The organism is Nocardia iowensis (assembly GCF_019222765.1).
Classification (GTDB): domain Bacteria; phylum Actinomycetota; class Actinomycetes; order Mycobacteriales; family Mycobacteriaceae; genus Nocardia; species Nocardia iowensis.
In genome coordinates, this window is record NZ_CP078145.1 from 2,921,278 (window position 1) to 2,947,567 (window position 26,290).

22 protein-coding genes are annotated in these 26,290 nt (G+C 67.4%); 12 read left to right on the top strand and 10 right to left on the bottom strand.

Annotated elements, in window-relative coordinates; translation table 11 throughout:
- Positions 1 to 16: 16 nt before the first annotated feature.
- The gene (locus KV110_RS13450; protein ID WP_246634507.1) at positions 17 to 1,099 is read left to right on the top strand and encodes an alpha/beta hydrolase; all 1,083 of its coding nucleotides are present in this window, start codon (positions 17 to 19) and stop codon (positions 1,097 to 1,099) included.
- Positions 1,100 to 1,103: 4 nt separating this feature from the next.
- On the opposite strand, the gene KV110_RS13455 is transcribed toward KV110_RS13450, so the two are convergent.
- Positions 1,104 to 1,562: a nitroreductase family deazaflavin-dependent oxidoreductase gene (locus KV110_RS13455; RefSeq protein ID WP_218476365.1), complete on the bottom strand. Its 459-nt coding sequence runs from the start codon at positions 1,560 to 1,562 to the stop codon at positions 1,104 to 1,106.
- Positions 1,563 to 1,597: 35 nt separating this feature from the next.
- Entirely contained in the window at positions 1,598 to 2,563 is a 966-nt protein-coding gene (locus KV110_RS13460) for an endonuclease/exonuclease/phosphatase family protein (protein WP_246634508.1), read from the bottom strand.
- 157 nt (positions 2,564 to 2,720) lie between these two features.
- Here KV110_RS13460 and KV110_RS13465 point away from each other — a divergent pair, with 157 nt between their 5' ends.
- From KV110_RS13465 to KV110_RS13475, 3 genes are all read left to right on the top strand, one after another.
- The gene (locus tag KV110_RS13465) at positions 2,721 to 4,007 is read left to right on the top strand and encodes a sigma-54-dependent transcriptional regulator family protein (RefSeq protein ID WP_218478441.1); all 1,287 of its coding nucleotides are present in this window, start codon (positions 2,721 to 2,723) and stop codon (positions 4,005 to 4,007) included.
- An 80-nt stretch (positions 4,008 to 4,087) separates the two neighbouring features.
- Positions 4,088 to 5,611, top strand: a complete 1,524-nt coding sequence (gene adh, locus KV110_RS13470; RefSeq protein ID WP_218476367.1) for an aldehyde dehydrogenase — start codon at positions 4,088 to 4,090, stop codon at positions 5,609 to 5,611.
- Between the two features lie 37 nt (positions 5,612 to 5,648).
- Positions 5,649 to 6,188 (top strand): DUF779 domain-containing protein, encoded by a 540-nt coding sequence (locus tag KV110_RS13475; RefSeq protein ID WP_218476368.1) that lies wholly within the window; start codon positions 5,649 to 5,651, stop codon positions 6,186 to 6,188.
- Positions 6,189 to 6,197: 9 nt separating this feature from the next.
- On the opposite strand, the gene KV110_RS13480 is transcribed toward KV110_RS13475, so the two are convergent.
- The gene (locus tag KV110_RS13480; RefSeq protein WP_218476369.1) at positions 6,198 to 7,205 is read right to left on the bottom strand and encodes a 1-aminocyclopropane-1-carboxylate deaminase; all 1,008 of its coding nucleotides are present in this window, start codon (positions 7,203 to 7,205) and stop codon (positions 6,198 to 6,200) included.
- A 41-nt stretch (positions 7,206 to 7,246) separates the two neighbouring features.
- Positions 7,247 to 7,909, bottom strand: a complete 663-nt coding sequence (locus tag KV110_RS13485) for a GntR family transcriptional regulator (RefSeq protein WP_218476370.1) — start codon at positions 7,907 to 7,909, stop codon at positions 7,247 to 7,249.
- A gap of 229 nt (positions 7,910 to 8,138) precedes the next feature.
- Between KV110_RS13485 and KV110_RS13490 the strand changes: the two genes are divergently transcribed.
- The 5 genes from KV110_RS13490 (at position 8,139) to KV110_RS13510 (ending at position 12,762) form a co-directional block, all read left to right on the top strand.
- On the top strand, positions 8,139 to 9,794 hold the full coding sequence (locus KV110_RS13490; RefSeq protein WP_246634510.1) for a hypothetical protein: 1,656 nt from the start codon (positions 8,139 to 8,141) through the stop codon (positions 9,792 to 9,794).
- Positions 9,791 to 10,213, top strand: a complete 423-nt coding sequence (locus tag KV110_RS13495; RefSeq protein ID WP_218476372.1) for a FixH family protein — start codon at positions 9,791 to 9,793, stop codon at positions 10,211 to 10,213. Before KV110_RS13490 ends, KV110_RS13495 begins: the two co-directional genes overlap by 4 nt.
- Before the next feature lie 66 nt (positions 10,214 to 10,279).
- Positions 10,280 to 11,428: a hypothetical protein gene (locus KV110_RS13500; protein ID WP_218476373.1), complete on the top strand. Its 1,149-nt coding sequence runs from the start codon at positions 10,280 to 10,282 to the stop codon at positions 11,426 to 11,428.
- Complete coding sequence (locus KV110_RS13505) at positions 11,425 to 11,970, top strand: hypothetical protein (protein WP_218476374.1); 546 nt, start codon at positions 11,425 to 11,427, stop codon at positions 11,968 to 11,970. The genes KV110_RS13500 and KV110_RS13505 overlap by 4 nt, the downstream gene beginning before the upstream one ends.
- Before the next feature lie 30 nt (positions 11,971 to 12,000).
- A complete protein-coding gene (locus KV110_RS13510; protein WP_218476375.1) occupies positions 12,001 to 12,762 on the top strand; it encodes a type 1 glutamine amidotransferase domain-containing protein in 762 nt (253 codons plus the stop codon).
- A gap of 97 nt (positions 12,763 to 12,859) precedes the next feature.
- Here KV110_RS13510 and KV110_RS13515 read toward each other — a convergent pair whose 3' ends face one another.
- Both KV110_RS13515 and KV110_RS13520 read right to left on the bottom strand, forming a co-directional pair.
- Complete coding sequence (locus KV110_RS13515) at positions 12,860 to 13,822, bottom strand: ferritin-like domain-containing protein (RefSeq protein WP_218476376.1); 963 nt, start codon at positions 13,820 to 13,822, stop codon at positions 12,860 to 12,862.
- 213 nt (positions 13,823 to 14,035) lie between these two features.
- Positions 14,036 to 15,547, bottom strand: a complete 1,512-nt coding sequence (locus tag KV110_RS13520) for a M28 family metallopeptidase (RefSeq protein WP_218476377.1) — start codon at positions 15,545 to 15,547, stop codon at positions 14,036 to 14,038.
- Positions 15,548 to 16,025: 478 nt separating this feature from the next.
- On the opposite strand from KV110_RS13520, the gene helR reads away from it, so the two are divergent.
- Positions 16,026 to 18,221, top strand: coding sequence for an RNA polymerase recycling motor ATPase HelR (gene helR, locus KV110_RS13525; RefSeq protein ID WP_218476378.1), 2,196 nt, complete (start codon positions 16,026 to 16,028; stop codon positions 18,219 to 18,221).
- 29 nt (positions 18,222 to 18,250) lie between these two features.
- Here the strand turns inward: helR and KV110_RS13530 are convergent, their stop codons facing one another.
- Positions 18,251 to 19,129, bottom strand: a complete 879-nt coding sequence (locus KV110_RS13530) for a LysR family transcriptional regulator (RefSeq protein ID WP_218476379.1) — start codon at positions 19,127 to 19,129, stop codon at positions 18,251 to 18,253.
- Between the two features lie 178 nt (positions 19,130 to 19,307).
- Between KV110_RS13530 and KV110_RS13535 the strand changes: the two genes are divergently transcribed.
- Entirely contained in the window at positions 19,308 to 20,249 is a 942-nt protein-coding gene (locus tag KV110_RS13535; RefSeq protein ID WP_218476380.1) for an SMP-30/gluconolactonase/LRE family protein, read from the top strand.
- Between the two features lie 609 nt (positions 20,250 to 20,858).
- Here KV110_RS13535 and KV110_RS13540 read toward each other — a convergent pair.
- The 3 genes from KV110_RS13540 to KV110_RS13550 are packed head-to-tail and all read right to left on the bottom strand — an operon-like array spanning position 20,859 to position 24,572.
- A complete protein-coding gene (locus KV110_RS13540; RefSeq protein ID WP_218476382.1) occupies positions 20,859 to 21,941 on the bottom strand; it encodes a hypothetical protein in 1,083 nt (360 codons plus the stop codon).
- Complete coding sequence (locus KV110_RS13545) at positions 21,931 to 23,178, bottom strand: ATP-binding protein (protein WP_218476383.1); 1,248 nt, start codon at positions 23,176 to 23,178, stop codon at positions 21,931 to 21,933. The genes KV110_RS13540 and KV110_RS13545 overlap by 11 nt, the downstream gene beginning before the upstream one ends.
- Positions 23,175 to 24,572, bottom strand: a complete 1,398-nt coding sequence (locus KV110_RS13550; RefSeq protein WP_218476385.1) for a cytochrome P450 — start codon at positions 24,570 to 24,572, stop codon at positions 23,175 to 23,177. Before KV110_RS13550 ends, KV110_RS13545 begins: the two co-directional genes overlap by 4 nt.
- 328 nt (positions 24,573 to 24,900) lie before the next feature.
- On the opposite strand from KV110_RS13550, the gene KV110_RS13555 reads away from it, so the two are divergent.
- Positions 24,901 to 26,289 carry a glycosyltransferase 87 family protein gene (locus tag KV110_RS13555; RefSeq protein ID WP_218476387.1) on the top strand — a complete coding sequence of 463 codons (1,389 nt, stop codon included), beginning with the start codon at positions 24,901 to 24,903 and terminating at the stop codon, positions 26,287 to 26,289.
- The last annotated feature ends 1 nt before the right edge of the window (position 26,290 follow it).

Sequence of the window (26,290 nt, forward strand, 5' to 3'; positions counted from 1 at the left end):
GTCATAGAATGGGGCCGTGGTGAGCGAGCTGCACGTCGTCTTCGGACCCGATGTGGTCACCCACTGGCGCACGGCCGCGGAATTGCTCGCCGAGGCGTTCGCCGTGCACGAAGTGTCCGGTGAAGTGGTGCTGACCGGGGATGCGGCCGAGTTCGCGGCCGCCGTTCGCGCCGCCGGTCCGGACGACGAATTCATTGTCGTACCCGGATCGGCCGCATTACCCGACGATGCCGCTGGACGAGTCGTCCGGGTTGACTTCGGGCGCTGCGAGCTGGACCGTTCCGCCTGCGTGCGCGTGCACATCCGCGGGCGTGGACTTGAAGGTCTCCGCTACGCCGTGGCCAGCTGGTATTTCCATCGGTTCCATCCTCCGACGGTGGTCGGCTACGGACCGCACCCCTACCAACGAGTGGACATGCGAATCCCGTCCGGCCCCGGCCCCTTTCCGGTGGCCGTATTGATCCACGGTGGGTACTGGAAGCCGTGGTGGGATTTCGATCTGATGGACGCGATGGCGGTCGACCTCACCTCGCGTGGCTACGCGACCTGGAACGTCGAATATCGGCGGCCCGCCGAATCCGACTGGGCCGCAACGACGGAAGACGTCGCGACCGCGTTCGCCGCGATCGCCACCGCACCGGAGGCGAGCCGGCTCGACCTGGACCGCATCGTCGTACTTGGCCACTCGGCGGGCGGACAGTTGGCTTTCCGCCTTGCCGCCGACACCGCGCCCGCGAGCCTGCGGCCCGCGCTGGTGGTCAGTCTGGCGGGCGTGCTGGATCTCCGGGCCGCTGACCATCGCCACCTGGGCGACGGCGCGGTCGCGGCGGCCCTCGGGCAGCGCTACTCGCCCGAATCCGAGGTCTACCGGCAGGCATCGCCGATCGCGCGACTCCCGATCGGCGTCCCCCAACTGGTGGTGTGCGGTTTGCACGATGAGCCGGACATGCTGGAGATGAGCAGGCATTACACCGACCGTGCCGCGGCAGCCAACGACCGTGTCACCATGCTCGAGGCGCCCGGCGAACACTTCGCGGTGATCGACCCGGGCAGCGAGATCTGGCGTCAGATCGTGCAGTGGCTGGCGAACAACCGCTGAACCCTCAGCCCTTGGACGGCGGGGCGGCAGCGCCGTTCGCGCGCGGAGTCAAGGCGAAGAGGGGGATGGTGCGGTCGGTCTTGGTGCGGTAGTCGGCGTAGCTGGAGTAGATGGCGTCGAGTTGGGGCCAGGCGGTCTCGCGCTCGGCGGCGGACAGTTCGGTGGCGACGACGGGGATGGTTTGCTTGCCGATCTCGACTTCCGCTTCGGGGTTGGCGCGCAGGTTCAGCACCCAGGCCGGGTGGGTCGGGGCGCCACGATGCGACCCGGCGATCAGGTAGCGGTCACCGACCTGCCGGTACAGCAGCGGTGAGGTGCGGCGCTGTCCGGATTTGCGTCCGACGGTGTTCAGCAGCAGGATCGGCGCCTGCCCGACCCGGCCGCCGAGCTTCCCGCCGCTGACTCGGTACAGGGATGCGTTGAGGCGCACGAAGATTCGTTCGAGCTGTTTCTGAATCGGCATACCACCAGCCTAAGTCGTCGCCAGAGCTCGATGGGCTACTTGCGTTCGCGGTTCAGGTGGATTCGCGCCACCAGGGCGCGGTGATCCGCGCCTGGTAGGCCGACTGTCTCTGTCGCTACCGCGCGTCCACCGGCGACGAGGATGTGGTCGATCCCGACCAGGGGCGGCCAGCGTTTGTCGGTCGGATAGGTGACCAGGTGTCCGGCCCCTGATTGTTCGGCGGCGTCGCCGAAACGGCCGGAGAGCATCGAGCGGTACTGCGCGTGATCGTAGGTCGCGTTGAAGTCGCCGCCGACGATCGCGGGCCTGCTCGCGGGTGATCGGTCGAGAATTTCGCGCAGGCGGGACAGCTCGTCGGCCCAGACGTGCGTGCCGTACACGGGTGGTACGGGATGGAATGCGTACACCGTGACCGGTCCGACGTCCGGAATGGCTGCCGTCGCGGAGAGCTGGTTCAGCACGAACCCGTCGAACTCGACGGTTTCCGAGAGCGGGTAGCTGCTCCAGATCCCGGTCCCGGTCGCGGTCCTGCCCGGCGAGAGATACCGGTGCGGCAACAACTGGTCGAGCCCGGCCCTGCCGAGATCCTCCACCCCCGCCGGTGTCAGCTCATTGACGGTCAGCAGCACGATGTTCCGCGCACGCACCTCGTCGACCAGAGCCCGCGGATCAGCTCCGTCGAACAACAGGTTGGCCTGCATCACCCGCACCGCGGGTCCGTCGCCGGAGTCGCCGGAGTCGCCGGTGTACAGCGGGGTTTGCGTCCACACCGCGGCCGCCACGACAACGATCGCGACCGCCGCACCGATCCACCGTCGCACGGCGGCAAACGCCACCGCACCGACCAGCGCAGAGCTCATCAGGTACGGCGCACCCGCCGCCACCAACACCAACAGCCGAGACGATGACTGACTGAAATGCAACGCGATCCCGGCAGCTCCGGTCAGCGTGGCAAGCCACGCGAGGACGTCGACCCCGACCCGAACCACTTTCGATCTCACACCGCACAGCCAAACACGACCGCCACAACCCGTCCCCATCGGCTCGACGTGCCCGTTGACGGCTCGCTCCGTTCGGTGACCGCAAGCGCCTGAACTGGTGCACCCTTGATCGCAGGCAGCGGTGCGCGCATTGATCGAGGCGGATTTGCCGAGGAGGATGGAATACGTGGTCGGCGGTACGGATACTCGGGCGAATCCGTGGGTGGCGCTGCGTCCGGACGAGGATGCGGAGCAGGTGAGCACCGACGTGTCGGCCGCCCACGAATCGTTTGTCGAGCGGGGTGACGCGCACGCGTCGGTGCGACAGGTGGTCCAGGCGTCCTGGTTGCGCAGCCGTGGCAATGGCATCGATCCGGACCGGCAGGTCGGCCGGACCTCGCTGACCGGAACCGAATTGGAGCGCTACCGCAGCGCCCATCCGATGTCGTCGGTGCGCCCGGTGGTGCAGACGTTGCTGGTCGAAGACGCACGAGACACCGGACTGTTGATCGCGATGAGCGACGCGCACGGCCGCTTGCTATGGGTGGAGGGCGATTCCGCGGCCAAGGACCGGGCCGCGGGGATGAACTTCGTCGACGGCGCGGACTGGAGTGAAGCCGCCGTCGGCACCAATGCGCCGGGAACGGCACTGGCACTTGATCATTGCGTGCAGATCTTCGGCGCCGAGCACTACAGCAGGCTGGTCCATCCGTGGAGTTGCGCGGCGGGCCCGGTGCACGATCCGGCGACCGGCCGGATACTCGGCGCGATCGACATCACCGGCGGTCCGCGCGTCGCCGCACCGGAAGTGCTGTCGCTCATCAAGGCGACCGTGGCCGTCGCCGAGTCCGAACTTCGGGCACATCCGGTGTCGGTCCGTACGGCGCCGCGGGTGGAGCTGCTCGGTTCCCGGCCCGCGCTCCTGTTCGGCGCCGAGCGAATCGCTTTGTCGCGCAGGCATTCGGAGATCTTGCTCCTGCTGATGGAACACCCGGAGGGGCTGGCAACCGAGCACATCGCCGTGTTGCTGGACGAGCGGGATCTCGACGCGGTCACCGTGCGCGCCGAAATCTCGCGCCTCCGCAGGATTCTCGGCGGCACCGCGCTGGGGTCGCGGCCCTATCGGCTACTGACGGAACTCGATTCGGACGTGGGCGAGTTGCGGCGGAGTTTGCGCCGCGGCGATATCGGTGCGGCCGTGGCGTTGTACCGCGGGCAGTTGTTGCCCGCTTCGCGGGCACCTGGGGTCGGCCGGGTGCGGGAATCGCTGCGGGCGCGGATGCGGGCGGCCGTCCTGAAGTCCAGGGACCCCGCGATTCTCGGTTGGTGGATCGCGACCGTCGACGGCCGCGACGACCGTGGCGCATGGTCGGCCTACCTCGCCTCGCTGGAGCCGGAGTCGTCGCTGTCTGCCCAAGTGGCCGCACAGATAGCCATGCTGGATCAGGAGCTTGGCCGACGGTGAGTCATTCCCAACGGTGATGCAACGTTGGGACTCTAGTGTCGGGGATCACAGGGGGACCGCCGTGAACACAAGGAGTTTCGATGACCGTATACGCACGTCCTGGTTCGCCGGATTCCCCGACGAGCTTTCAATCCCGCTACGACAACTGGATCGGCGGCCAGTGGGTGGCGCCGGTCAAGGGGCAGTACTTCGAGAATCCGACACCGATCACGGGTGAGAACTTCTGCGAGGTCGCACGTTCGACCGCGGAGGATATCGAGCTCGCGCTCGACGCCGCGCACGCGGCGGCGCCGGCCTGGGGCAAGACCTCGGCGGCCGAGCGCGCGGTGATCCTCAATAAGATCGCGGACCGGATCGAGGAGAACCTCGACGCGATCGCCATCGCCGAGACGTGGGACAACGGCAAGCCGATCCGGGAAGCGCTGGCCGCCGACATTCCCCTGGCGATCGATCACTTCCGCTACTTCGCCGGAGCCATTCGCGCCCAAGAGGGTTCGCTGTCCGAGATCGACAACGACACCGTGGCCTACCACTTCCACGAGCCGCTCGGCGTTGTCGGACAGATCATTCCGTGGAACTTCCCGATCCTGATGGCGACCTGGAAGCTCGCCCCGGCGCTGGCCGCGGGCAATGCCGTAGTACTCAAGCCCGCCGAGCAGACCCCCGCCTCGATCCTGTTCCTGTGGAGCATCATCGGTGACCTGCTGCCGCCCGGTGTGGTCAATATCGTGAACGGTTTCGGTGTCGAGGCGGGCAAGCCACTGGCGTCGAGCAACCGGATCGCGAAGATCGCGTTCACCGGTGAGACGACCACCGGCAGACTGATCATGCAGTACGCGTCGCAGAACCTGATTCCGGTGACCCTCGAGCTCGGCGGCAAGAGCCCGAACATCTTCTTCTCCGACGTCATGTCCGCCGAAGACGACTTCATGGACAAGGCGCTGGAAGGCTTCACCATGTTCGCGCTGAACCAGGGTGAGGTGTGCACCTGTCCCTCGCGTTCGCTGATCCAGGCCGACATCTTCGACCAGTTCCTTGCCCAGGCCGCGCTGCGGACAAAGGCGGTGCGCCAGGGTGATCCGCTGGACTCCGAGACGATGATCGGTGCGCAGGCGTCCAACGATCAGCTGGAAAAGGTGCTGTCCTACATCGAGATCGGCAAGGGCGAGGGCGCCCAGCTGGTCACCGGCGGCGAACGCGCGATGCTCGGCGGCGACCTGAACGGCGGCTACTACGTGCAGCCGACCATCTTCACCGGCCGGAACTCGATGCGGATCTTCCAGGAGGAGATCTTCGGTCCGGTGGTGTCGGTGACCTCGTTCACCGACTACGACGACGCCATCGCGATCGCCAACGACACCCTCTACGGTCTCGGGGCCGGCGTGTGGTCTCGCGACGGCGGCACGGCGTATCGCGCGGGCCGCGATATCCAGGCCGGACGGGTGTGGACCAACACCTTCCACCAGTACCCGGCGCACGCGGCGTTCGGCGGCTACAAACAGTCCGGTATCGGCCGGGAGAACCACAAGATGATGCTCGACCACTACCAGCAGACCAAGAACCTGTTGGTCAGCTACGCACCGAAAGCCATGGGCTTCTTCTGATGCCGGGCGAACACGCACCGCGAGAACGGACGACACGGTGAGTGTCGCCCCGCCCCGCTTGGTCGCGACCGCGGAGGCGGCGGCGCTGTTGCGCCGCCTCCGCGAGGTGCACGGTGCGCTGATGATGCACCAGTCCGGCGGCTGCTGCGACGGATCATCGCCGATGTGTTATCCCTTGGGGGAGTTCATCGTCGGTGATCGTGACATCCTGCTGGGCATCATCGATCTCCGCCTCGCGGTCGGCGAGGTGCCGAGCACCCTGCCGTCCGACGACCGTGACGCGGTACCGGTGTGGATATCCGGGACCCAGTTCCAAGCCTGGAAACACACCCAACTCGTCATCGACGTGGTGCCGGGGCGGGGCTCGGGCTTCAGTGTGGAAGCTCCGGAAGGATGGCGATTCCTCAGCAGGGCACGGGCATTCACCGCCGCGGAGAACGAAGCGCTCGAGTCGGCACCACCGGTACTCGGGACCGACTTCGCCGACGGCGCCCGTCCGCCGATCCCTGATGCCGCGCAAGTGGTGGCGCAGGCCGCGGACGCGTGCCCGGTTCCCGCGCCACCAAGCGCGGGGTGAGCGCGGCGATCAACAGAAGACGCCGCTATAGGCGTTGAGGGCGGGCTGTCCACCGAGGTGGGCGTAGAGCACGGTGGAATCCGCTGGGATATCACCGTTTCGGACGAGATCGATGAGACCGGCCATGGACTTGCCCTCGTAGACGGGGTCGAGGATCATGCCCTCGAGGCGACCGGTGAGCCGGATGGCATCGAGGGTGGACTCGACTGGGATGCCGTAGCGGTCACCGGCCCAGCCGTCCAGCACGATGATCTCGTCGTCGCGCAGGTCGCGGCCGAGGCCGATGAGTTCCGCGGTGCCACGGGCGATCTTCGCCACCTGCGCATGGGTCGCGGCGAGCTTTGCCGAGGCGTCGATACCGAGGACGCGGCGGGGACGGTCCTGGCCCGCGAACCCGGCGATCATGCCGGCCTGCGTACTGCCGGTGACGCTACAGACCACGATGGTGTCGAAGAAGACGCCGAGCTCGCGCTCTTGCCGCTGCACTTCGTAGGCCCAGTTGGCGAATCCGAGACCGCCGAGGGGATGGTCGGAGGCACCCGCGGGGATCGGATACGGGGTACCGCCCGCCGCCGCAACGTCTTCCAGGGCTTGCCGCCAGCTGTCCTTGATGCCGATCCCGAATCCGGCCTGAACCAGCCGCACATCGGCACCCATGATGCGGGACAGCAGGATATTGCCGACCTTGTCGTTGACGGGGTCCGGCCAGTCGACCCAACTCTCCTGGACCAGAACGGCTTTCAGGCCCGCCCTGGCGGCGACCGCGGCCACCTGCCGAGTGTGGTTGGACTGCACGCCGCCGATGCTGACCAGGGTGTCCGCACCCTTGCTCAGCGCGTCGTGGACGAGATACTCCAGTTTGCGAGTCTTGTTGCCGCCGAAGGCCAAGCCGCTGTTGCAGTCTTCCCGCTTGGCCCAGAGGCGGGCGCCGCCGAGGTGGTCGCTGAGCCGATCCAGCGGGTGGACCGGGCTCGGTCCGAACAGCAGGGGGTAACGCTCGAAGGTGTCGAGAGACATCGGTATTCCTCACAGTGCAGCCGGTGGGGGAGTTATTGCGTTCAGGGCGTGAGATTTTCGAGCAGTGGCACCAGCGTCTGCCAGTTCGCCCTGGTGCCTGCCACCGCGCCTTCGACATCGCCTGCTTCGCACAGCGCGATGATGCGCTCGTGCTGAGTCACCGAGCTACGGCCGCTCAGCGAGGAGAAGCGCAGGCGCTCCACCCGGCGCAAGACCGGGGTGAACTGTTCGAGCACGCTGCGGATGGCGTCGTTGGCGCTGGCGGTGACCGGGATGCGATGGAAGTCGTCGTCCGCGGTGATCGCGGCATCGACATCGTTGCGGCGCAAGGCATCCGCGAAACGGGAGTTGGCTTCGCGCATGGCGGCCAGTTCGTCGGCGGACAGGTTGGGCAGTGCCTCACGGACGGCGAGTTCGTGCATGGCGGTGGTGACCGACTGGGCGGCGCGGACCGCGCGCACGTTGAGTGGGCTGACGATGGTGTAGCGGCCGGGCTTCGTCTGCACCAGACCTGCCTGTTCCAGCCGCATCAGCGCCTCGCGCACCGGTGTGCGGCTGACGCCGAGCCACTTCACCAGATCGTTGTCGTTGAGACGTTCGCCGGGGGCGAGGGTGCCGTCGACGATGGCGTCCCGGATGGCGCGGTAGGCGTTTTCCCGGAGCAGGGATCTGGCGACGAGACCTTCGTGCTGCGGGACCGGCATGCAATATATTGCATGCCACAGCGACGCTGTTGTCAAGGTGACCGATCAGGTTGTTGCCCAGCGGATTCCATCGAAGATCCGGTGCGCCGAGCTGCTGACGACCAGGGTCGAGGGCTCGGATCGGGGTATTGTCCGGGAACATCCCCATAGCCGCATCACCCCGGCGGGGTAGGCGAGATCCCCTCTGGAGGTGATGATCTCGTCGGTTCGGGTGCCTACCATGGCGGGCGTGACTGTCGCCCGCGCTGTTCGCTGTCGCGTCCTGCTCGTTGCGGGATTGTGGACCCTGCTCGTCTCGGCCGGGATGGCACCCGCGTTCGCCGACTCCGCCGCGGCGGGTGCGGATGTTTCGGTCGCCCAGTCCCTCGGCGATCGGGAGCTCACCATCGTGCTCCGCAGGGTGACCAGCGTGCCTGGGCCGTTGCGCGTCGACGTCGTCACCCACGCTGGCACTGCCGCAGGCGATCTCACGCTCGCCGCGACGCCGACGGGAGCGCTCGGGTCCGGCTCTCGGCTACCCGCTCCCGGTGTGCCGACCGCCGAAGCCGTTGTGCGACTCGGTGGCACACCGGGGATGTATTCGGCCACCCTCGACATGGATCGGCCCGGCCCTTGGGAACTCGCGATCGGCGACGGCGTGCGCGTGGCGCGGATTCCGTTCGTCGTGCCCGAGCAGGTAACCTCGCCGCCGGAGCGGCTGGTCTACGGGGGTTTCCTGGTGGCCGGTGCGCTGCTTCCGGTTTCGGTGCTGTTGGCGATGCGGGCTCGGCGCAGCGGGTGGGCGTTGCTTCCGGCCGGTGGGATGGTGGCGGGGATGGCCGTGTCGGTGACCGCCGCGTTGCTCTCGGCCTCGTTGCCGCTGCCGCCGCAGCCCGGCGGTCAGCTCGATCCGACGGTGGACAACGTCACCGATCCGTATTCGGTGCCGCAGCCGATGATCTCGGACTTTTCCCGTCCGCCTGTGCTGCTCACCGTCGAGGCTGGTACGGTGCCAGCCGGACGGCCGAGCGATTTCGACCTCGTGCTGATCGATGCCGCCACCGGCGCGTTGGTGGATGACCTGCTCGTGCACGACAGCGCGCTCATGCATCTGCTGGTGGTCGGCCCGTCCGGCGGACTGTCGCACCTGCACCCGATTCGGACCGGGCCCGGCCGCTACCAAGTGCATATGACAGCGCCGGAGCCCGGTCGCTATGCGCTGTCGGCCGAGTTGGCCCGGCGCGGTGGCGGCGTCCAAATGGCGCGTGCCGCAACCGGATTAACGGTCACGCCGGGCGGTGCGTCGGCCGCGCCCCAGTCGCCCAGCGCCCCATTGCATCTCGGGAGTGGGGATACGAGCGCGTCGATGGTCGTCGACGGCAACCGCATCACCGTCAGGACCACCGCCGCAGTCGCCGGAACACCCACCACCATCACCGCCGAAGTCGGCGACACCGCCGATCTGCAACCGTGGCTCGGCATGGTCGGCCATCTGATCATGGCGGGCCCGGTGCCGGAAGCCGACACGGATATCGCCGCGGCCGTCCACAACTCGGCCATCTGGGGACACGCCCACTCCATGGGTCCGACAACCATGCAGGCCATGGGGGATATGCCGGGGATGGGCGGCGCGCACAACATGTCGGAAATGACCGGCACCCATGACATGTCGGGGATGGATGGCGGAAAAGCCGCCGCGGGACGCGGAGTCATGCTGATGCCGCCGATCAACGGCGAGAGTCCGCCCGATGAAACGGTGGCCGCGTACGGACCCGACGTTCCGTTCACCTTCACGTTCCCCGTCGCGGGCCGGTACCGGCTCTGGATCCAGGCCGAGCGGAACTACACCGTACTCACCATTCCGGTCGTGCTCGACGTTGCGGCGGCGCAGGGGGCCCATCGATGACCGCCACCGGTCGGCGTCCGCTGCGCGTTCTCGCCATCGCAGGCGCCGTGCTCGTGCTCGTCGCCATCGGGTGGCTGGTCTGGCCGCGCTCACCCGCGCCCGTCGTACTGAATGCCGGTACGCCGCAACACCTCGTCACCGTCACCATCGACAGCCTTCGCATCGGCGACACTGCTGTCGATGTCACCGTCACCGACCGCGCCGGTACCCCGATCGACCATGCGGCAGTACAGGTTCAGGCGATCCAACCGCTGATGGGCCACGCCGGGCCGCCGGTTCCCGCGAGCTCCGCCGGGTCCGGTCGCTTCCGTGCCGCGGCGGTATCGCTGATGATGACCGGACCATGGGAGCTGCGACTGTCGATCGACGCACACCACGGCGTGGACCAACTCACGCTGCCGCTGTGGGTCGGCGGCTGAGACCGGCCGACAACCACACGCCACAGAACGAACCGCAGGAGCACGACACAGGAGGGACCGCTCGCCATGAATATTTCAGCACCGTCCGACGCGACCGCAGACAGTGGCGGACCGAAGAACGTCGAAGGCACATCCGACGACAGCACAGCGGCCCGCATCGGCGCATGGGGCGTGCTACTCGGCACCGCGGTCACGCTGGTCGGGCTCAGCTGGGATATCCAGTGGCACAACGACGTCGGCCCCGACACCTTCTTCACCCTGCCGCACCTGTTCCTGTATTCCGGTAGCGCCATATCGGGTTTCGCCAGCCTGGCCATGGTGCTCATCACCACCGCCGCGCAACGCGCGGGACGGCCGGTGCCCCGGATGGGCGGCACACCCATTCGCGTGTTCGGCAGTAACCTCACCGCACCGCTCGGCTACATGGTCGCCGGGGCGGGGGCCGCTTTGTTCCTGCTGTACGGCCTGCTGGATATGCAGTGGCATTCGATCTACGGCTTCGACGCGGTGCTGAACACCCCGTCGCACGTGGCACTGTTCCTCTCGATCACGCTCACCATGATCGGCAGCATCATGGTCTTCGCCGCCCACCGCGACCATCGCTGGGGCCAGTTCGGCATCGTCCTGGCAATCCCGATCCTGATCACCTTCGCCCCGATCCTCGCCGAGGCGTTGAACAACCTGGAACCGCCCGTCGATCCGACCGTCCTCGGCATCGTGCTGTTCGGGCCGATGCTGCTCGTCCTCGGCGCGGCGGTGCTGGCCCGCCCGGGTGCCGCCATCGCCATCGCGGTCGCTCTCGGCGGCATGCAGGCGATCCTGTGGTGGTTCTCGCCGTGGGCCGCGGAAGCCTATGCCTCGGCGATCGGGCTGCCGCTGCGGGACGGTCTCGGGTCGCGGCCACCTTCGCTGCCCGCCCTCATGCCGATGTTCCTGATCGTCGCCGCCGTCGCCGTCGAGGGTCTGTTCTGGTTGGCCCGCACGCGCGGCTACGACGCGAACAAGATCGTGCTGGTAGCGGGTCTGGTGACCGGTGTCGTGGTCGGCCTGACCTTCCCGCTGCAACTGCACCTCACCCACGCCATGTCGAGCCTCGAGGTCAACGACGTCGTCACCGCCACCCTCGTCGGGATTCCGCTGGGTCTGCTCGCCGGGTTCCTCGGCGGCCGATTCACTCGCATGCTGCCGGTGCCCGCTAGGGAGGCCGTCCGATGATCGCGCTGCGTAAGTTCGCCATCACCGTGCTCGCCACGATCACGCTGTCCCTGGTCGCGATCGCCCCGGCTTCCGCATACGCGCCGGTCGACATCGTGCACACCGAACGGGTCCAGGTCGGCCCGTACAACCTCACCGTCGGGTTCTCCACCTGGCCGATCCGCGCGATGAGGTCGTTGGACTTCACCTTCATGCCGGACGGGGGTATCGCCGACAAAACCGGGACCCTGCGGATGGTGGGTCCCGCGTTCAAGAACTGGCGCCGCAACGCGCCGTTCGTGCGCCATCCCCGCAAACGCGACTCCTGGGGGCTGGACATCCTGGCGATCGACGATCCAGGCACCTACAGCATCCGGTTCACCCTCGACGGCCCGCTCGGGCACGGCGAGGGCGCCCTTGACGGTCTGGAAGTCCTCGACCAGCCGGGTCCACCACTGCCGCTGAGCTGGACAATCGCCAGCCTGCCGCTACTCGGTCTGCTGGCCTTCCTCGCGGTGGCCTGGCGGCGCACCCGACCCGGTCGGCAGCCATTGCCACTCTGAACCGGCAACTTCACGGCTACCCTTCATTAGATGATCCTGTTCCTACTGCCCGAGCGCGATTACGATCCGACCGAATCGGCGGTGCCGTGGGCGGCACTGCGCGACGCGGGCGTGCCCGTCCGGTTCGCGACGCCGGAGGGCCGGGTGGCCCTTGCCGATGAGCGGCTGGTCGAGCGGGGGTTCTCGGTGCTTTCGCCAGTGCTGATGACTCGTTCGGATGCGCTGCGGGACTACGACCGGATGCGCGAGGATGCCGATTTCCAGTCGCCCATCGCGTATTCCGACGTCGTCGACGCGGAGGTGTCGGGCGTTGTCGTGCCCGGCGGGCATGCCCCCGGGATGAAGACGATGCTCGAATCAACCGTCGCCCAGGGCATTTTCGGTCGCGCGCTGCTGGGCGGCAAGCCGGTCGCCGCCGTCTGTCACGGGGTGCTGCTCGCCGCGCGGGCCAAGGACCCGCGGACCGGCCGATCGGTGCTCTACGACCGCCGGACCACCGCTGTCACAGCAACTCTGGAATTGTCGGCGTGGAATCTGACGCGGTTGCGGCTCGGCGATTACTACCGGACCTATCCGCAGACCGTGCAATCGGAAGTCACTGCCGCACTGCGTGACCCGAGCCAGTTCGAACGGGGACCGCTACTGCCGCACCGCGATAGCGCGACTCGCCTGCACCGTGGGTTCACGGTCCGGGACCGCAACTACATTTCGGCAAGGTGGCCGGGCGACTGCCACCGGCTCGCGACCGAGTATCGCGATCTGGTGCTGGAATACCGAAGCGCCGCACGCTGAGCGAATCGGACAGCGGCATGTGCGGACGTTCCGACGAACGTCCGCACATGCCCCAGTTACCTTCGCGCGCACGCCGGGGGAGCGGGCCGGTCAGACCTCAGTTGAGGCCGGTGACCTCCTGGGCGATCGCCGCGAGCCGAGTCTGGGCGGCCGAGACGACACCGTGCCGGTTCTTGTTCGCTTCCTCGTACGCGACGATTGCGCGCACGTCGGCGGGGTCGGTCAATTCCCGGATCGCGGCGACGGCTTGGTTGACGTTCAGCTCGTCGTAGTCGCCGATCGGCAGCTCCCGCGGTTCCAGGACACCGGTAGCGGTGCGGACCGAATGCAAGGCGTCGGCGGCGGCGTCGGCACCTTCGCGACGGGTCACCTGCTCGGCGGTCTGGAGCGCGGCGTCGCGGGAGGCGGTCAGCGTTTTGACCGCGACGTCACCCGCGTGCGCGCCGCGGGCGAGCAGCTCGCCGAGCGCGGGCGGGGTGGAGCGGAAGGTGTCCAGCGCCCGGTCCAGGCCGCGGGCGGACCAGGTGACCGGGATGGTCACCAGCTTCACCACCGTGCCGGTGGCTGTCTGGAGTGGGGTGTGGCGCAATGCGGCCGGGCCGCCGAGAGCCTCCTCGGCCAGGACAGTGGTCAGCCACGCCACGGTCGCCGAGTGCGCGGTGATCAACCGCTCCGCCAATGCCACCACATCGGAGCGCTGGGCGGTGGTCGCCAGTGCCTTGATGTAGCGGGCGCGGTCGAGGAGCTGGTGTTCGAGGTTGAGGTCGCCGAGCAAGGCCTCGTCGAACGGCTGGGCCTGTTCGCCCATCGCCTTGACCGTAGCGGCGGCCCGTCCCAGGAAGGGGCCGATCAGCTGCGGGACGCCGCCCAGTTCGCGAATGGCGGCCTCGATGGCTTCGGCGCGGGCGCGAGCGTTGTCGGCGTTCTGGGACAACTCGCGGCGCACCGCCTCCGTCCGGGCCTGCGCAATGCGTGTTTCGGCGACCTGGATTTCGGTGTTGGTCAGATCGCGGACGGCGCGCAGCTGCGCCAGCAAGGTAGTGATGTCGCGTGTGCTCATGTGAATCTGGTCCTTTGACGTTGACGTCAGGTCGGCGCAACGCTGCACCCGCTACAGTGAGTACCCCGCATCACCGTCCGAAACATTGCGCCGCAAACGATTTGGATCGTGTCGGTGCGAAACCGATCACCATCGCGCCCGGCAAGTCGCCCGCTAGCCCGTGTTTCGGACGTGGCTAGGGGGCGGGCAAGCGCCCGCCCCCTAGCCTGATCCTTACTCGTGTGTAGGTGTTTGCTCGGACGTCGTCGCCGCGCCGCGGTTCGGCGGGTTATCGCTCGACGCATAGGTCTGCATCGCGTCGGCGATCGCACCGGTGTTCACGTTCAACGCCGTGTCGCTGATATTGGCGGTCGTATCGCAAGACCGGTGGTAGCACGGGTCGTAGGGGCGGCCCGCAGTTCCGCCGAACATCTGCTGTTCTTGGCGTGTCTTGATCCCCTCCGCACCGGTGAACAAGCCGCCGACCGGAATCCCGACCCGCATGAACGGGCCGTAATCCGAACGTCCGTCGAGCGGTGTGCGGACGTGCGGAATGTTCCGGGAGTCGAAGTAGCGGTTGAAGTTCTGCTCGATCGCGGCGGAGCCGGCCGGGCCGCTGCTGCCGTTGTAGATCTTGTACGCGAAGTTCGACGAACCGATCATGTCGAAGTTGAGGTACAGCTTGATCTTGCTGCGCTCGGTGGCGGGCAGGTTCGACACGTAGTACCTCGAACCGATCAGGCCGAGTTCCTCGGCGCCCCACCAGGCGAAGCGGACCTTGTTCTTCGGCTGGGTGGTGGCCATCTGCAGCGCGACCTCGAGCAGTCCGGCGCTGCCGGAAGCATTGTCGTTGATGCCAGGCCCGGCGCGCACGGAGTCGAGGTGCGCTCCGGCCATCACAACCTTGTCGGCGTTGCCTTGCCTGCTTTCCGCCAGCACGTTGTGCGTCGTTGCGGGCAGGGCTTCGGTGTCGGTCTTCAGCCGGACGACCTTGTTCTTCGAGGAGGCGAGGTCCTTGCCGACGGCGAAGCTCGTGCCGACCACCGGGATGGTGATGCCGGTCTCGTCGAGGGGCTCGGTGAAGGTGTCGGTACGGCCCTCCTGGCCCTCGTTGAAGATGATCACGCCGGATGCCCCTGCGGCCTGGGCGTTTCGGGCCTTGTCGGCGAAGGTGCAGGTGCCGCGCTGCAGCAGGGCGATGTTGCCGCGGGTGAACTTGGCGAAGTCCGCCTTCTCGCAGCCGGAGGTCGAGGTGTTCGGCTGCGCGCCGGGCGGCAGGACGAGGTCGACGCCCTGGGCCGTCGCCCGCTTGTCGCCGGAGCCCGAGTAGGTCGCGGTGGCGAAGTCGCCGAGCTCGCTGCGGTCCGGCGGGGTCGATTTATACGTCTTGGGCCCGGCCGAGACCTCCTCCATGACCGCCGTCGTCCGTTCCCGGAACGCCTGGAAGGTGAACGCCTGCAAGGTCACTTGGTAGCCCACGCGGCGCAGTTCGCCGGCCACGTAGTCGCGGGAGGCGTCATAGCCGGGCGTGCCCGCGGCGCGAGTGCGGCCGTTGGCGTTGGCGATGGCCTGGAACCTCTCCAGGTGCTGTTTGACGTCGGGCGCTTGGCTCGAGTCGGCCGGTGGCCCGGGCGGCGCACCGGGTTCGGCATACGCTGACCCGGTCAGCGCGAGTGATAGAACGAGAGGCACAGCGGCGGCGGCCGCGATAACGTGGCCTGCCCTTGCGCGAAAGATGCGGGGCATGTCGGCTCCTTCGAAGGGACGGAAAACTCCCGATGATCGGAGGTTAAGCCGGTGCGTCGGCTCGGTGAAACCCCAGTTGAGAGTGGGGAAAAGGGTCGCCGTGGGGGAGCGAGCTCGGTGCTGCGGGCCGCGTTCGCCGTCCGGGGGATCCGGCTCGGCGAGGCTCGGGGTCGGCGGTCGTTTTCGATCAGCGCGCGTCCGATTCCGAGATCGCCGCAGTTCGCTGAATTACTCGAAGTCGAGCAGTCAGCCGCAAGGATAAGAGTTGAGGGCCGTCCAGAGCGGACGAGCGAAGGAAGAGGAGTTTGCTTACTCCTTCCACTTTCAACATATAGCGCACCCGGGGGCTTGCGGCAAGACCCGGGTCATGCCGCACAATTGCCCGCCTAGGGTCAGAACCTGCGGAAATGGGAGTGGTGAATGCGCGTGTGGTGGTGATCACGCGGGTTCATCGAGTCAGGATAAAAGTAAGGGGCACATGCCAACTCAGCGGTACCAAGACGAATTGCGGTCCGAGCGTAGCTACGTGGCCGGGCTCTACACGCGGCTCGACGCCGAGCGTGCGCGAGTAAAGGGTCAGTACACCGCGGCGTTGCGGGGAAACGGCGGGACACCCATGGAGCGCGATGTCGAGGTGCGCGCGCTGGCCAGAGAGGTGAAGCGGCTGGACGTGGCGGACAACGGATTGTGTTTCGGCCGGTTGGACACCCTTTCGGGCGAACATACCTATATCGGCCGGATCGGCCTGTTCGACGAAGCGAACGAGTACGAACCGTTGTTGCTCGATTGGCGGGCACCGGCGTCGCGCGCGTTCTACGTCGCCACCGCCGCGAATCCGGAGAACATGCGTCGGCGCCGCCAGTTCCACACCCGCGGGCGGCGGGTGGTCGATTTCACCGACGAGGTGCTCGGCCGACCCGATGGCGCCGAGCGTGGGGACGCGGCCCTGCTCGCGGCGGTCAACGCACCACGCGGTGCCGGAATGCGCGACATCGTCGCGACGATCCAGGCCGAACAGGACCAGATCATCCGGCTCGACCACCCAGGCGTTCTGGTGATCGAGGGTGGTCCTGGCACCGGGAAGACGGTGGTGGCGCTGCACCGCGTCGCATACCTGCTCTACACCCAGCGGGAGCGGATGGAACGCCAGGGTGTGCTGGTGGTCGGTCCCAACCCGGCGTTTCTGAACCACATCGCCCACGTACTGCCGTCGCTGGGCGAGACCAACGTGGTGTTCACGACCACCGGTGACCTCGTGCCCGGGCTGCACGTCAGCGCCGAGGACACTCCGGAAGCCGCGCGGCTCAAGGGTTCACTGAAGATCCTGGACGTGCTCGCGGCGGCGGTCGCCGATCGGCAGCGGCTTCCTGAGCATCCGCTGTCGATCGAACTGACCGACGTCACAGTGCGGATCGACGCCGAGACCGTGGAGTGGGCGCGAGAGGAGGCGCGCGGGAGCGGACGGCCGCACAACGAGGCTCGCGCGGTGTTCGCCGAGATCGTCACGTACGTGCTCACCGAACGGGCGATAGCCCGGATCGGACAGGGTTGGCTGACCCGGGCGGACCGGGAAGCGTGGGAGCAGTTGCGGGCCGACCTGCTCGCGGAACTCGCGGACAATGACGAGTTCACCGCCGCGCTCGATGAACTGTGGCCCATACTTACGCCGGAAACCCTACTGGCACAGCTATATACGTCCCCCGAACGGCTGCGGGCGGCAGGCGCAGACCAAGCGCTGTTGCGTGCCGATGGCGACGCGTGGACGGTGTCGGACGTGCCGCTGCTCGACGAACTGATCGATTTACTCGGCCGTGATAAGCCGGTCGATCAGGCCGCCGAGCGGGAACGGAAGGCCGAGGCCGCGTACGCCGCCGGGGTGCTGGACCTCATGGTCGGCCGCGAGGACATGATGGACGACGAGGACCACCTGTTCGCCCAGGATCTGCTCTACGGCGAGGACTTGGCGGATCGCTTCGTCGAGCGCGACACCCGGGAACTCGCCGAACGTGCTGCCGCGGACCGAGATTGGAGTTACCGGCACGTCGTGGTCGACGAGGCCCAGGAGCTGTCCGAAATGGACTGGCGGGTGCTGATGCGGCGCTGCCCGAGCCGATCCTGCACGGTGGTCGGCGATCTCGCCCAGCGCCGGTCGCCCGCCGGAGCGACGTCGTGGGGTCAGATGCTGGAGCCGTACGTGCCCGGCCGCTGGGTCTACCGGTCGCTATCGGTGAACTACCGCACCCCGGCGGAGATCATGACCGTCGCCGCCGCGCTGCTGGCCGAGTTCGCGCCCGGGGTGCAGCCGCCGGAATCAGTCCGCGCATGTGGCGTCCAGCCGTGGTCCAGGCAGGTCACCGAGGGCGAACTAGCCACTGCCATCGAGGAATTCGTGCGAGAGGAAGCCGGTCGGGAAGGCACGAGCGTGGTGATCGGGCCACCGGGTGTGCCGGGTGCGGTGACGGCGTCGGAGACGAAGGGTCTGGAGTTCGATGCCGTCCTGGTCGTGGAGCCGGAGCGGATCCTCGCCGAAGGTCCGCGCGGCGCGGCCGAACTCTACGTCGCCCTCACCCGCGCCACCCAGCGCCTCGGCGTTCTGCATCTGGGCCTATTGCCGCAGGCTTTGAACGGACTCACCGATATCAAAACGCCCGCCCAGGCGGGGAATCGACGGTAGGCGTATGGGTTTCGCGCGTAGCAGGGTGACTAGCGCGCCTGATCGATGTCGAGAATGGTGAGGAAGGCGGACGCCGCCGGCGTCGGGCCGGACCGGCTCCAGGCGACGTACTCGACGCGGGCCGGTGCGTCGGTGACCTCGATGATGACCACGCCGGTGAGCCGGGGCACGTACGCGGCGGGCAGCATGGCGACACCGAGGCCTTGGCCGACCAGCCGGGCCAGGAAGTCCGCGTTGGTCACTTCGAAGGCGACGTCACGGTCGAGGCCAGCCGTCGCGAAGGCGTGGTCGGAATGGGCACGTCCGGCGGTGTCGGCAGGCAAGTCCACGAATACCTCGGCGGATAACCTGCGGAGGTCGACCGCCGGTTCCCCGGCGAGGGGATGATCCGGCGCGACCACGGCGACGAATCGGTCGCGGGCGAGTTCATGGACGGCGACGCCTCGGGGTCGCGCTGTTGTCGGCAGTCCGAGGAAGGCCACGTCGATCGCGCCCTGCTCGACCTGCTCGACGAGCTCCTCGGACGGGCCGACGCGCAGGCTGATGCGGACCTGCGGGTATCGCTGGTGGAAAGCGCGCAGGGCGGCCGGAATATCGACCGCGGCCACGGTGGAGATCACGCCGACGGCGAGGCGTCCGCGCACCTCGCCGATGGCCGCGGCGACCTCGGCGGCGGCGCGCTCGGCGGCGTCCAGACACTGACGGGCGGCGGGGAGGAACGCCGTACCTGCCGGTGTCAGCCGGACCCGGCGGCTGGTGCGTTCGAACAGTCGCGCACCCAATTCCCGTTCCAGACGCGCGATTTGGTGGCTGAGGGCGGACTGCACCACCAGGCATCGCTCGGCCGCCCGGGTGAAGCTGTTCGTCTCGGCGACGGCGACGACGTAACGCATCTGCTGGAGCTCCATGGATCAATCTTGTATCGAGATCAGTGGGGTGACAAACATGCATTGGACTGATTGATTGCGGCGGGTGAGACTACGAGGGTGAAAGGCTCAGCAGCGCAGGTGGTTCCGCGGGGGGCCTGCGGCTGGGCGCGAGCCGGTAGCCGACTCCGGCCGACCTGACGACAGAGAGAACGATGAAATGAAGCGAGTCCTCGGTATCTCGTTCGCGCTCGCCTGCCTCGTTGTGACCGTGCTGGTACCCACGGATCGGGCGAGGGCGGACGGTGCGGTGTTTCCCACCACGATCGCCCTGCCCGCCGGATTCCGGCCGGAAGGTATCGCCATCGGGGCGCTGCCGGTGGCCTATATCGGCTCCATGGCGGACGGCTCCATCTATCGCGCCAACCTGGTGACCGGACAGGGTGACATCCTGAGCCGCGGCCCGGGTACGCCAGCGCTCGGACTCCAAATCGACCACCGCGGTCGACTGTTCGTCGCCGGCGGCACCGGTGGCGACATTCGCGTTGTGGACATCTGGACGGGTGCGGTGTTGGCGAATTACCAAGTCGGAACGGCGCCGGACACATTCGTCAACGATGTAGTGCTCACCCCGACGGGTGCGTGGTTCACCGACTCGCGCGCGGCCGTGCTCTACCACCTGCCCATCGGCAGCGACGGTGCACTGCCTCGACTCGAGGCGGTGCAGCGACTTCCGATGACCGGCGACATCGCCTACGTGCCAGAAGCATTCAACGCCAACGGTATCGTGCGCACACCCGACGGCACGGCCCTGATCATCGTCCAGTCGGTGACCGGCCGCCTGTTCCGCGTCGACCCCGCGACAGGCGCGACACGGCAGATCGATCTCGGCACCGAGGCCGTACCCGATGGTGACGGACTGCTATTGGACGGCAGCACACTGTATGTCGTGCAGAACCGCCGCAACGCGATCGCCATGGTCACCCTCGACCCCGAAGGCACGACCGGCACCGTCCAACGCCGAATCACCGACCCACGCTTCGACGTACCGTCGACAGTCGCCACCTTCGGCGGCCGCATGTACCTCCCGAACGCCCGCTTCAACACCCCACCCGAGCCGACCACCCCCTACACCGCCGTCGCAATCGATCAACCCCGATGAGCGCGCCGCAGCCGCAGCCCGAGCGGCCGTCTCCTGTTGTGTAAGAACGTAATCAACGGCCGCCCGGGTCCGCAAAGCCAGATCGGTGATGGTGCGGTGCCGAGCGTGGGCGGGGGAGGTCGGCTCGGATGGTGGTGAGGCGATCGATGTCGTGTTGTTCGGCAAGATTTGCCACCGACAGCGTCTTGTGGGCCCCTTCCCGTCGCTTGAACAACATCGGACAAGTGCCACACCAATAACTCAACTCGAAAGCAGGTTGCCCATCGACCAACAACACCCGCTGCGCAACCCGCGCCGGGCTGGGATTCGGTTCCTCACCAAAACGAAGCACGGCACGCTCCGGGTCGCTCCCCAATTCCCGAATAGCGCCACTAGTGAACATGGTCACCTGGCAACAGTAGTCGCTCGGCGATGATGAACATTTGACGCACCGGATGTGTTGAGCCGCAACATGTCTCGTTAACAGCGCATCCAGGGGTATGACGGCTAGCGGGTTCTTTTCCAGCCGATCCCAGCGCCCGAGGCAAGATCACGGCAGTTCCGACGTTCTGCGACAACATGATCCGCATGTCCTCGACGCCGAATTTCCGAATCGGAATCATGTGCCGATCAACAAGCGCGGCGGGGTTTGGGGGCGTCGGAGTGTTCGTCTGCTCGCAGGGGTGGGGTTCGGTCGAGGGTGACGGTTACTGTTCCGGCGCGGTTGATTTCGGTTCGGCGGTTGCCGCAGGGCTGGTCGACGAGGACGGTGGCGAGGTTGGGTCGTCCTGGCGGGAGTACCCGGACGGTCACCTGTCCTCGGTGGGTGTTGTCCAGTTCGCGAGTGACGACGTCGTGGATCAAGGTGCGGATGCGGGACGAGGCGACGTCGAGTCCGCCGTCGTCGAGCAGCATTACCTCGATCCCGCGCTGGCGGGCCGCGCGGGCCGCGCCGAGGACTTCAGGAGTGGACAGCTGTGGTGCGCGCAGTTCGTCGCGGAGTTCGGCTTCGAGCAGGCGGCATTCTTCCCGTTCATCGGGCCGGAACGGGACTGCCGCGGCAATGCGTTCGAGCATCGGGCGCGCGCGCCGGTCGAGCCGGTCGAGTTGGCGTTTGCGTTCGGCGTTCTGCGCGTCGAGCCTGGCGTGCTTCGCGGCGCGCGCGGTCGACTCGATCTCGAGTTCGTGCAGCGACCGCAGGGTCGGTCGCATGATCGCGGCGAACGCCGCGGCAATGGCGACATTGACCAGCGGAACGACCGCCTGCACGTACGCGGTCGGCTCGCCGCCCGCCGCGAGCACAACGGCGAGCCAGGTCGCCGCGGTTCCCGCCCAGGCCAACACATTTCGGCCGCGCAAAACGAGCAGCGCCAGCGCACTACCTGCCATGTAAGCGGTCCACACGCTGGTGTGCGCGTGCAACTCGGCGGTCACTTGATCATGGGCGATCAAGATACCGACCGGCCCCGCGGATGCCACGAAGACGGCCGGGTAGGTGTGAATCGGTTTCCCCATGTCGAGCACGACGACAACGGTGGCGGCAACGATGAGCGCGGCGGCGGCGACCAGCGAAACCGACATCGGAATCTCGGCCCTGCGCACTGAGCGGATCATCACCGCGGCGTCGGTGGCCAGCACCACGGCGATGATCGTCAGCACGGTGGAACGCCGCCCGCTGAGCAGCCGGCTCAGGTCGCCGTTGTCAGGTCTCATCGGGGGCGTTCCATTCCAGTACGACCCTGGTTCCGGCACCGGGGCAGGAATCAATGGTGGCGCGGCCGCCTGCCTCGCGCATCCGCCCCACGATGCTGACCGTGAGGCCGAGCCGATTGGCCGCAACCTGATCCGGGTCGAAGCCGGCACCGTCGTCGCTGACGACAACGGTGATGCCGGACTCCCGCGCCACGATGGTCAATTGCCGCGCCACGGTGCGCCCGGGTACGGCGGCGTGCCGCACGCTGTTGCGGACGGCCTCGGCGGCGGCCTGGCCGAGCGCGGCCACCGCGGCGGAGTCGATCCGCAGGTCGGCCGAGTTGCAGTCGTGCCGGACCTGAACGCGCAGTTCGGTATCGGTGGCGGCGCCCGCTTCGTGTGCGATGGCCTCGATCGCTTCGAGGTCGGTGCACAGCTCGTTGACGCGTCCGATGGCGGCGAATTGACCGAGGGCGTGATCGGCCTGCCGAGCCAGCACCGAGGGACTGCCGCCACGGGAGGTATCGAGCAGGGTGGCCAGTACTTTGTCGTGGATCACCCCCGCGAATCGCGCCCGCTCGCCGGCGCGGGCCTCCTCCGCCGCCGCGAGCGCTGCCTGGTCATGTGCTCGCGCCCGCTCCTTGTCGAGCAGGCGGGCGGCGCGCCGAGCCAGCTGGGTGATGTAGACGAAGGCGATCGTGATCCCGATGATCCGCACCGAGGTGAGCGCGAATTCCATCCAGCCGAGGTCGCCGGTGGCCCATCCGGTCGACGATGCGGCAAGCGCCCCGACGGCGACCAGGTAGATCGCGGTCACCGGGGTCCGCCAGGCCAGCGTGGCCGCGACCCCGCCGAGCGGAACCAGCCGATAGATCCACGCCACGTCGTCGGTGATCTGTCCCGGCTGCACCGCGAATCCGGAGAGCCCGACGACCACGGCGAAAACCGTTGCGTGCGTGGCGGCTATGTTCCGCACGGTGGGCAGTGCGGCGCGCAGGGCGGTTCCGGCCAGCAGCAGAGCGGTGCCGAACACACCGGACAGGGCCAGCACGGTCCACCATGCCGGGAAGTGCCGCGACTGCCCGGCGATCTCGGCGGCGTCACCGGCACCGAATATCCACACGCCTAGGCCGAGCGCGAAGGCGAGGATGCGATCGATCTGTTCGGCGGCGGCTCGGGCCACCGAGGAGCCCCGACCGCGTCGTCCCGACAGCGCGGCCGCCGTCCGGCTGAACAGCGACGGCGAGAGTGGGGTCATCGCGGTTCTCTGGCCTCGAGCCCGGACAGTTCGCGGTTCGGCGTAGCGGGTCTGGCCGTGTAGACGGCCCTTACCCGCCGCTTCGGCCGCAGGTTGATCGTCAGTTTCATCGCAACGTCGCGGTCGATGTGCAGCGTGCCGCCGCTGAGCAGCAGCGCGGTGAAGATCTGGCCCTCGAGCAACGCGAGGGCCGACCCGATGCACACATGTTCGCCCGCCCCGAAAGGCAAGTAGGACAGTCGCTCCCAGGCCCGCTCCGCCTCGGGAGCGAATCGATCGGGCACGAACGCCTCGGGATCCGGGAAGTGCCGGGCCGAACGATGCATCACGTAGGGGGCGACGAACACGATGGTGCCCTCGTCGATCGCGTACTTCCCGATCCGCGTCGCGCAGGCGGCCTCACGCAGGAAAGCCGGGGACGGCGGATACAAACGCATCGACTCCTTGAACACCTGCAAACAGTACGGCAGCAGCGGCAGATCGGCGGCCGTCGGCGTCGCACCGCCGAGGATGTGGTCGGCCTCGCCTCTGGCGCGGTCGGCGATGCCGGGATGGCGAGACAGCGCATACGCCGTCCAGAACATCGCATCGGCGCTGGTCTCGTGCGCCGCCGCCCATAGGTTGATCACCTCGTCGATGAGCCGGTCCGCACTCATCGGTGCGCCGTCGCGGTCGCGTCGGGCGAGCAGGGCGGACACGATGTCGTCGCGTCCCTCGGGATCACGGCGGCGCACGTCGATCATCCGCGCGGCCCAGTCGCGCACCAGACCGAGATCGCGGATGAACTCGCGGTTGCGTTTCGTCGGAATGTTCAACGGCGCGACGATCGGTCGCGACATCGCCCGCATTTCCCAGTCGAAGATCCTGGTCGCCGCCTCGACGACCTCGGTGTGGTCATCGAGCGGCTCGTCGATGAGCAGTCCGGCGACGACGTCGTGCATCATCTCCTGCACCGCGGCCAGCAGATCCAGCTCGCCCGCCGTCTGCCATCGCGCCAGATGCGCCTGCATGCGCGTCGCCATCACGTCCACGTACTTCGGCACCCGCCGCGCGGTGAACAGCGGCGCGACCATGGCGCGCTGCGTGCGGTGTACCTCGCCCTCGGAGATGATCAATCCCTCGCCCAGTGCGGGCAACAGCGTTCCCGTCACCACCCGTGCCCGCCGGAATTCCGCGGCGCGGGAGACGAGTACCTCATGGATCTCCTCGGGCCCGGTGACCAGAACGGCCGGAAACAGGCCGATCCGAAACCCGGCCACCGGTCCCTGGTTGTCGGCCATCCGCCGCATCACCGACAGCGGATCACGGAACCATCGCATGGCTGTGCCCAACGCAAGCAAACCACCACGTCCGTGGTCCAGTTGCGCAATTTCCCCCGCCCGATCATCGTTCACTGACGATTCCTCCCGTGGTCGCCATCGAAGTCAGAGCGATTCGCCAGCCGACCGCCATTCTTCAGTTATCGGGGCGCTGACGAGCAGTCTGTCTGTGCGGGATGATATTTGGGCAACGGCCCGTAGTCATGCCCGCAGAACTGGGGTGGGGGGAGCCGCCTCGACAGTGTTTGCGCAGGTCGGCGGCGTCCTTGGGCGACCTTTCAAGTCAGCCTGTTCAGGGTCGGCCGCACCGGTGGGCGTGGGTGATAGGATGATTGCTCTTAGTTTAGCTAAGCAGTTGCTGGTCTGCGTGTGTTGCCTCACCTGATGAAGGAAAAACAACTCCATGGCTGTCATCCCGCTCACGGGGGAACAGCGCGGTGCCGGTGCGGTCGAGAAGTCTCGTGCCCCGCGCAAGATCACGGCGCTCGGTGCCGCGGTCGTGTTCGCCTGCATTTCCGTCGGTGCCTGGCTGGAATTCATCCGGCCGAATTGGGATATGTACTGGCACCAGGTCGACCTGCAGGTTTATCTGTGGGGCGGCGCGGCGGCGGCGTTGCATCCCGAGCTGTTGTACGACGGGCGCGGCCCGCTGAATTTACCGTTTCTCTATCCCGTCTTCGCCGCGTGGATCTGCGCGGAATTGGCCAGGTTTCCGATCAACTACGTCGGCACCGGCATCGTGGTACTCACGTTGATGTCGCTCGCGGTTAGCGTGTGGAGTGCCGGCGTGCTCCAGCATCGACGGCGCGGGCTCGGTGTGGCCGCGAGGACGATTGCCGTCAGCGCCGCCGGGCTCTGGCTGGAGCCGGTGCAGCAGACGTTGCAGTTCGGACAGCTCAGCGTGATCCTGATGGCGTTGGTGCTTGCCGATCTCGCCATTCCCAAGAACCGTTGGTATCGCGGCATTCTCATCGGTATCGCGACCGGGATAAAGCTGACGCCCGCGGTTTTCGTCGTCTATCTACTCATCACTCGTCAGTTCCGGGCCGCGGCGGCGGCCGGAGCGGCGTTCGCGGCCACGGTCGCCATCGGCTTCTGGTATCGGCCGACGCAGGCAGTGCAGTTCTGGACCACGACGATGAACTCGCAGAACCGGATCGGGTTCGCCTATGTGCAGAATCAATCGCTCAACGGACTGTTCGGCCGCCTGCAATGGTCTACCTGGGAGGACAGCAGCGCCTCGCTCGTCTGCGCGGGCATTCTGGGGGTCGCCGGGATAGCGGCGGCCCGAATCGCCTATCTACGCGGCGACGAATTGCTCGGCGCGCTGCTCGCGGCCACCGCGATGCTGCTCGCCTCGCCGATCTCCTGGACGCACTACTGGGTGTGGATCGTTCCAGCGCTGATGTGGGTGGTCCATGCGCTGCGTCATCGGTCGCTCGGTATCCGGATCGCGGTTCCGGCGGTCATCTATCTGTTCGTGTTCGCATGGCCGATGCGCGTCGACCGGGTCGGCTCGTGGGATCCCGACCTACCCCTGCTGCCGCAAGGACTGGTCTGGTTCGTACCGCAGACCGATGGCCGGGAATTCCATTGGGCGCTTTGGCAATTCGTCCTCGGCGATGCGTACACCCTGTTCGCTATCGGCGCACTGCTCGCGGCGACCGGCTGGCTACTGCTGCACCGGCCCAGAAACCCGGCGACGGAATTCGGCGGTGTTTCGCCGGTCGAGCCCGAATCCGTCCGCTCACCGAGTTCACCCCGCGCGGATGAGTTCGTGGATTCCCGGTAGT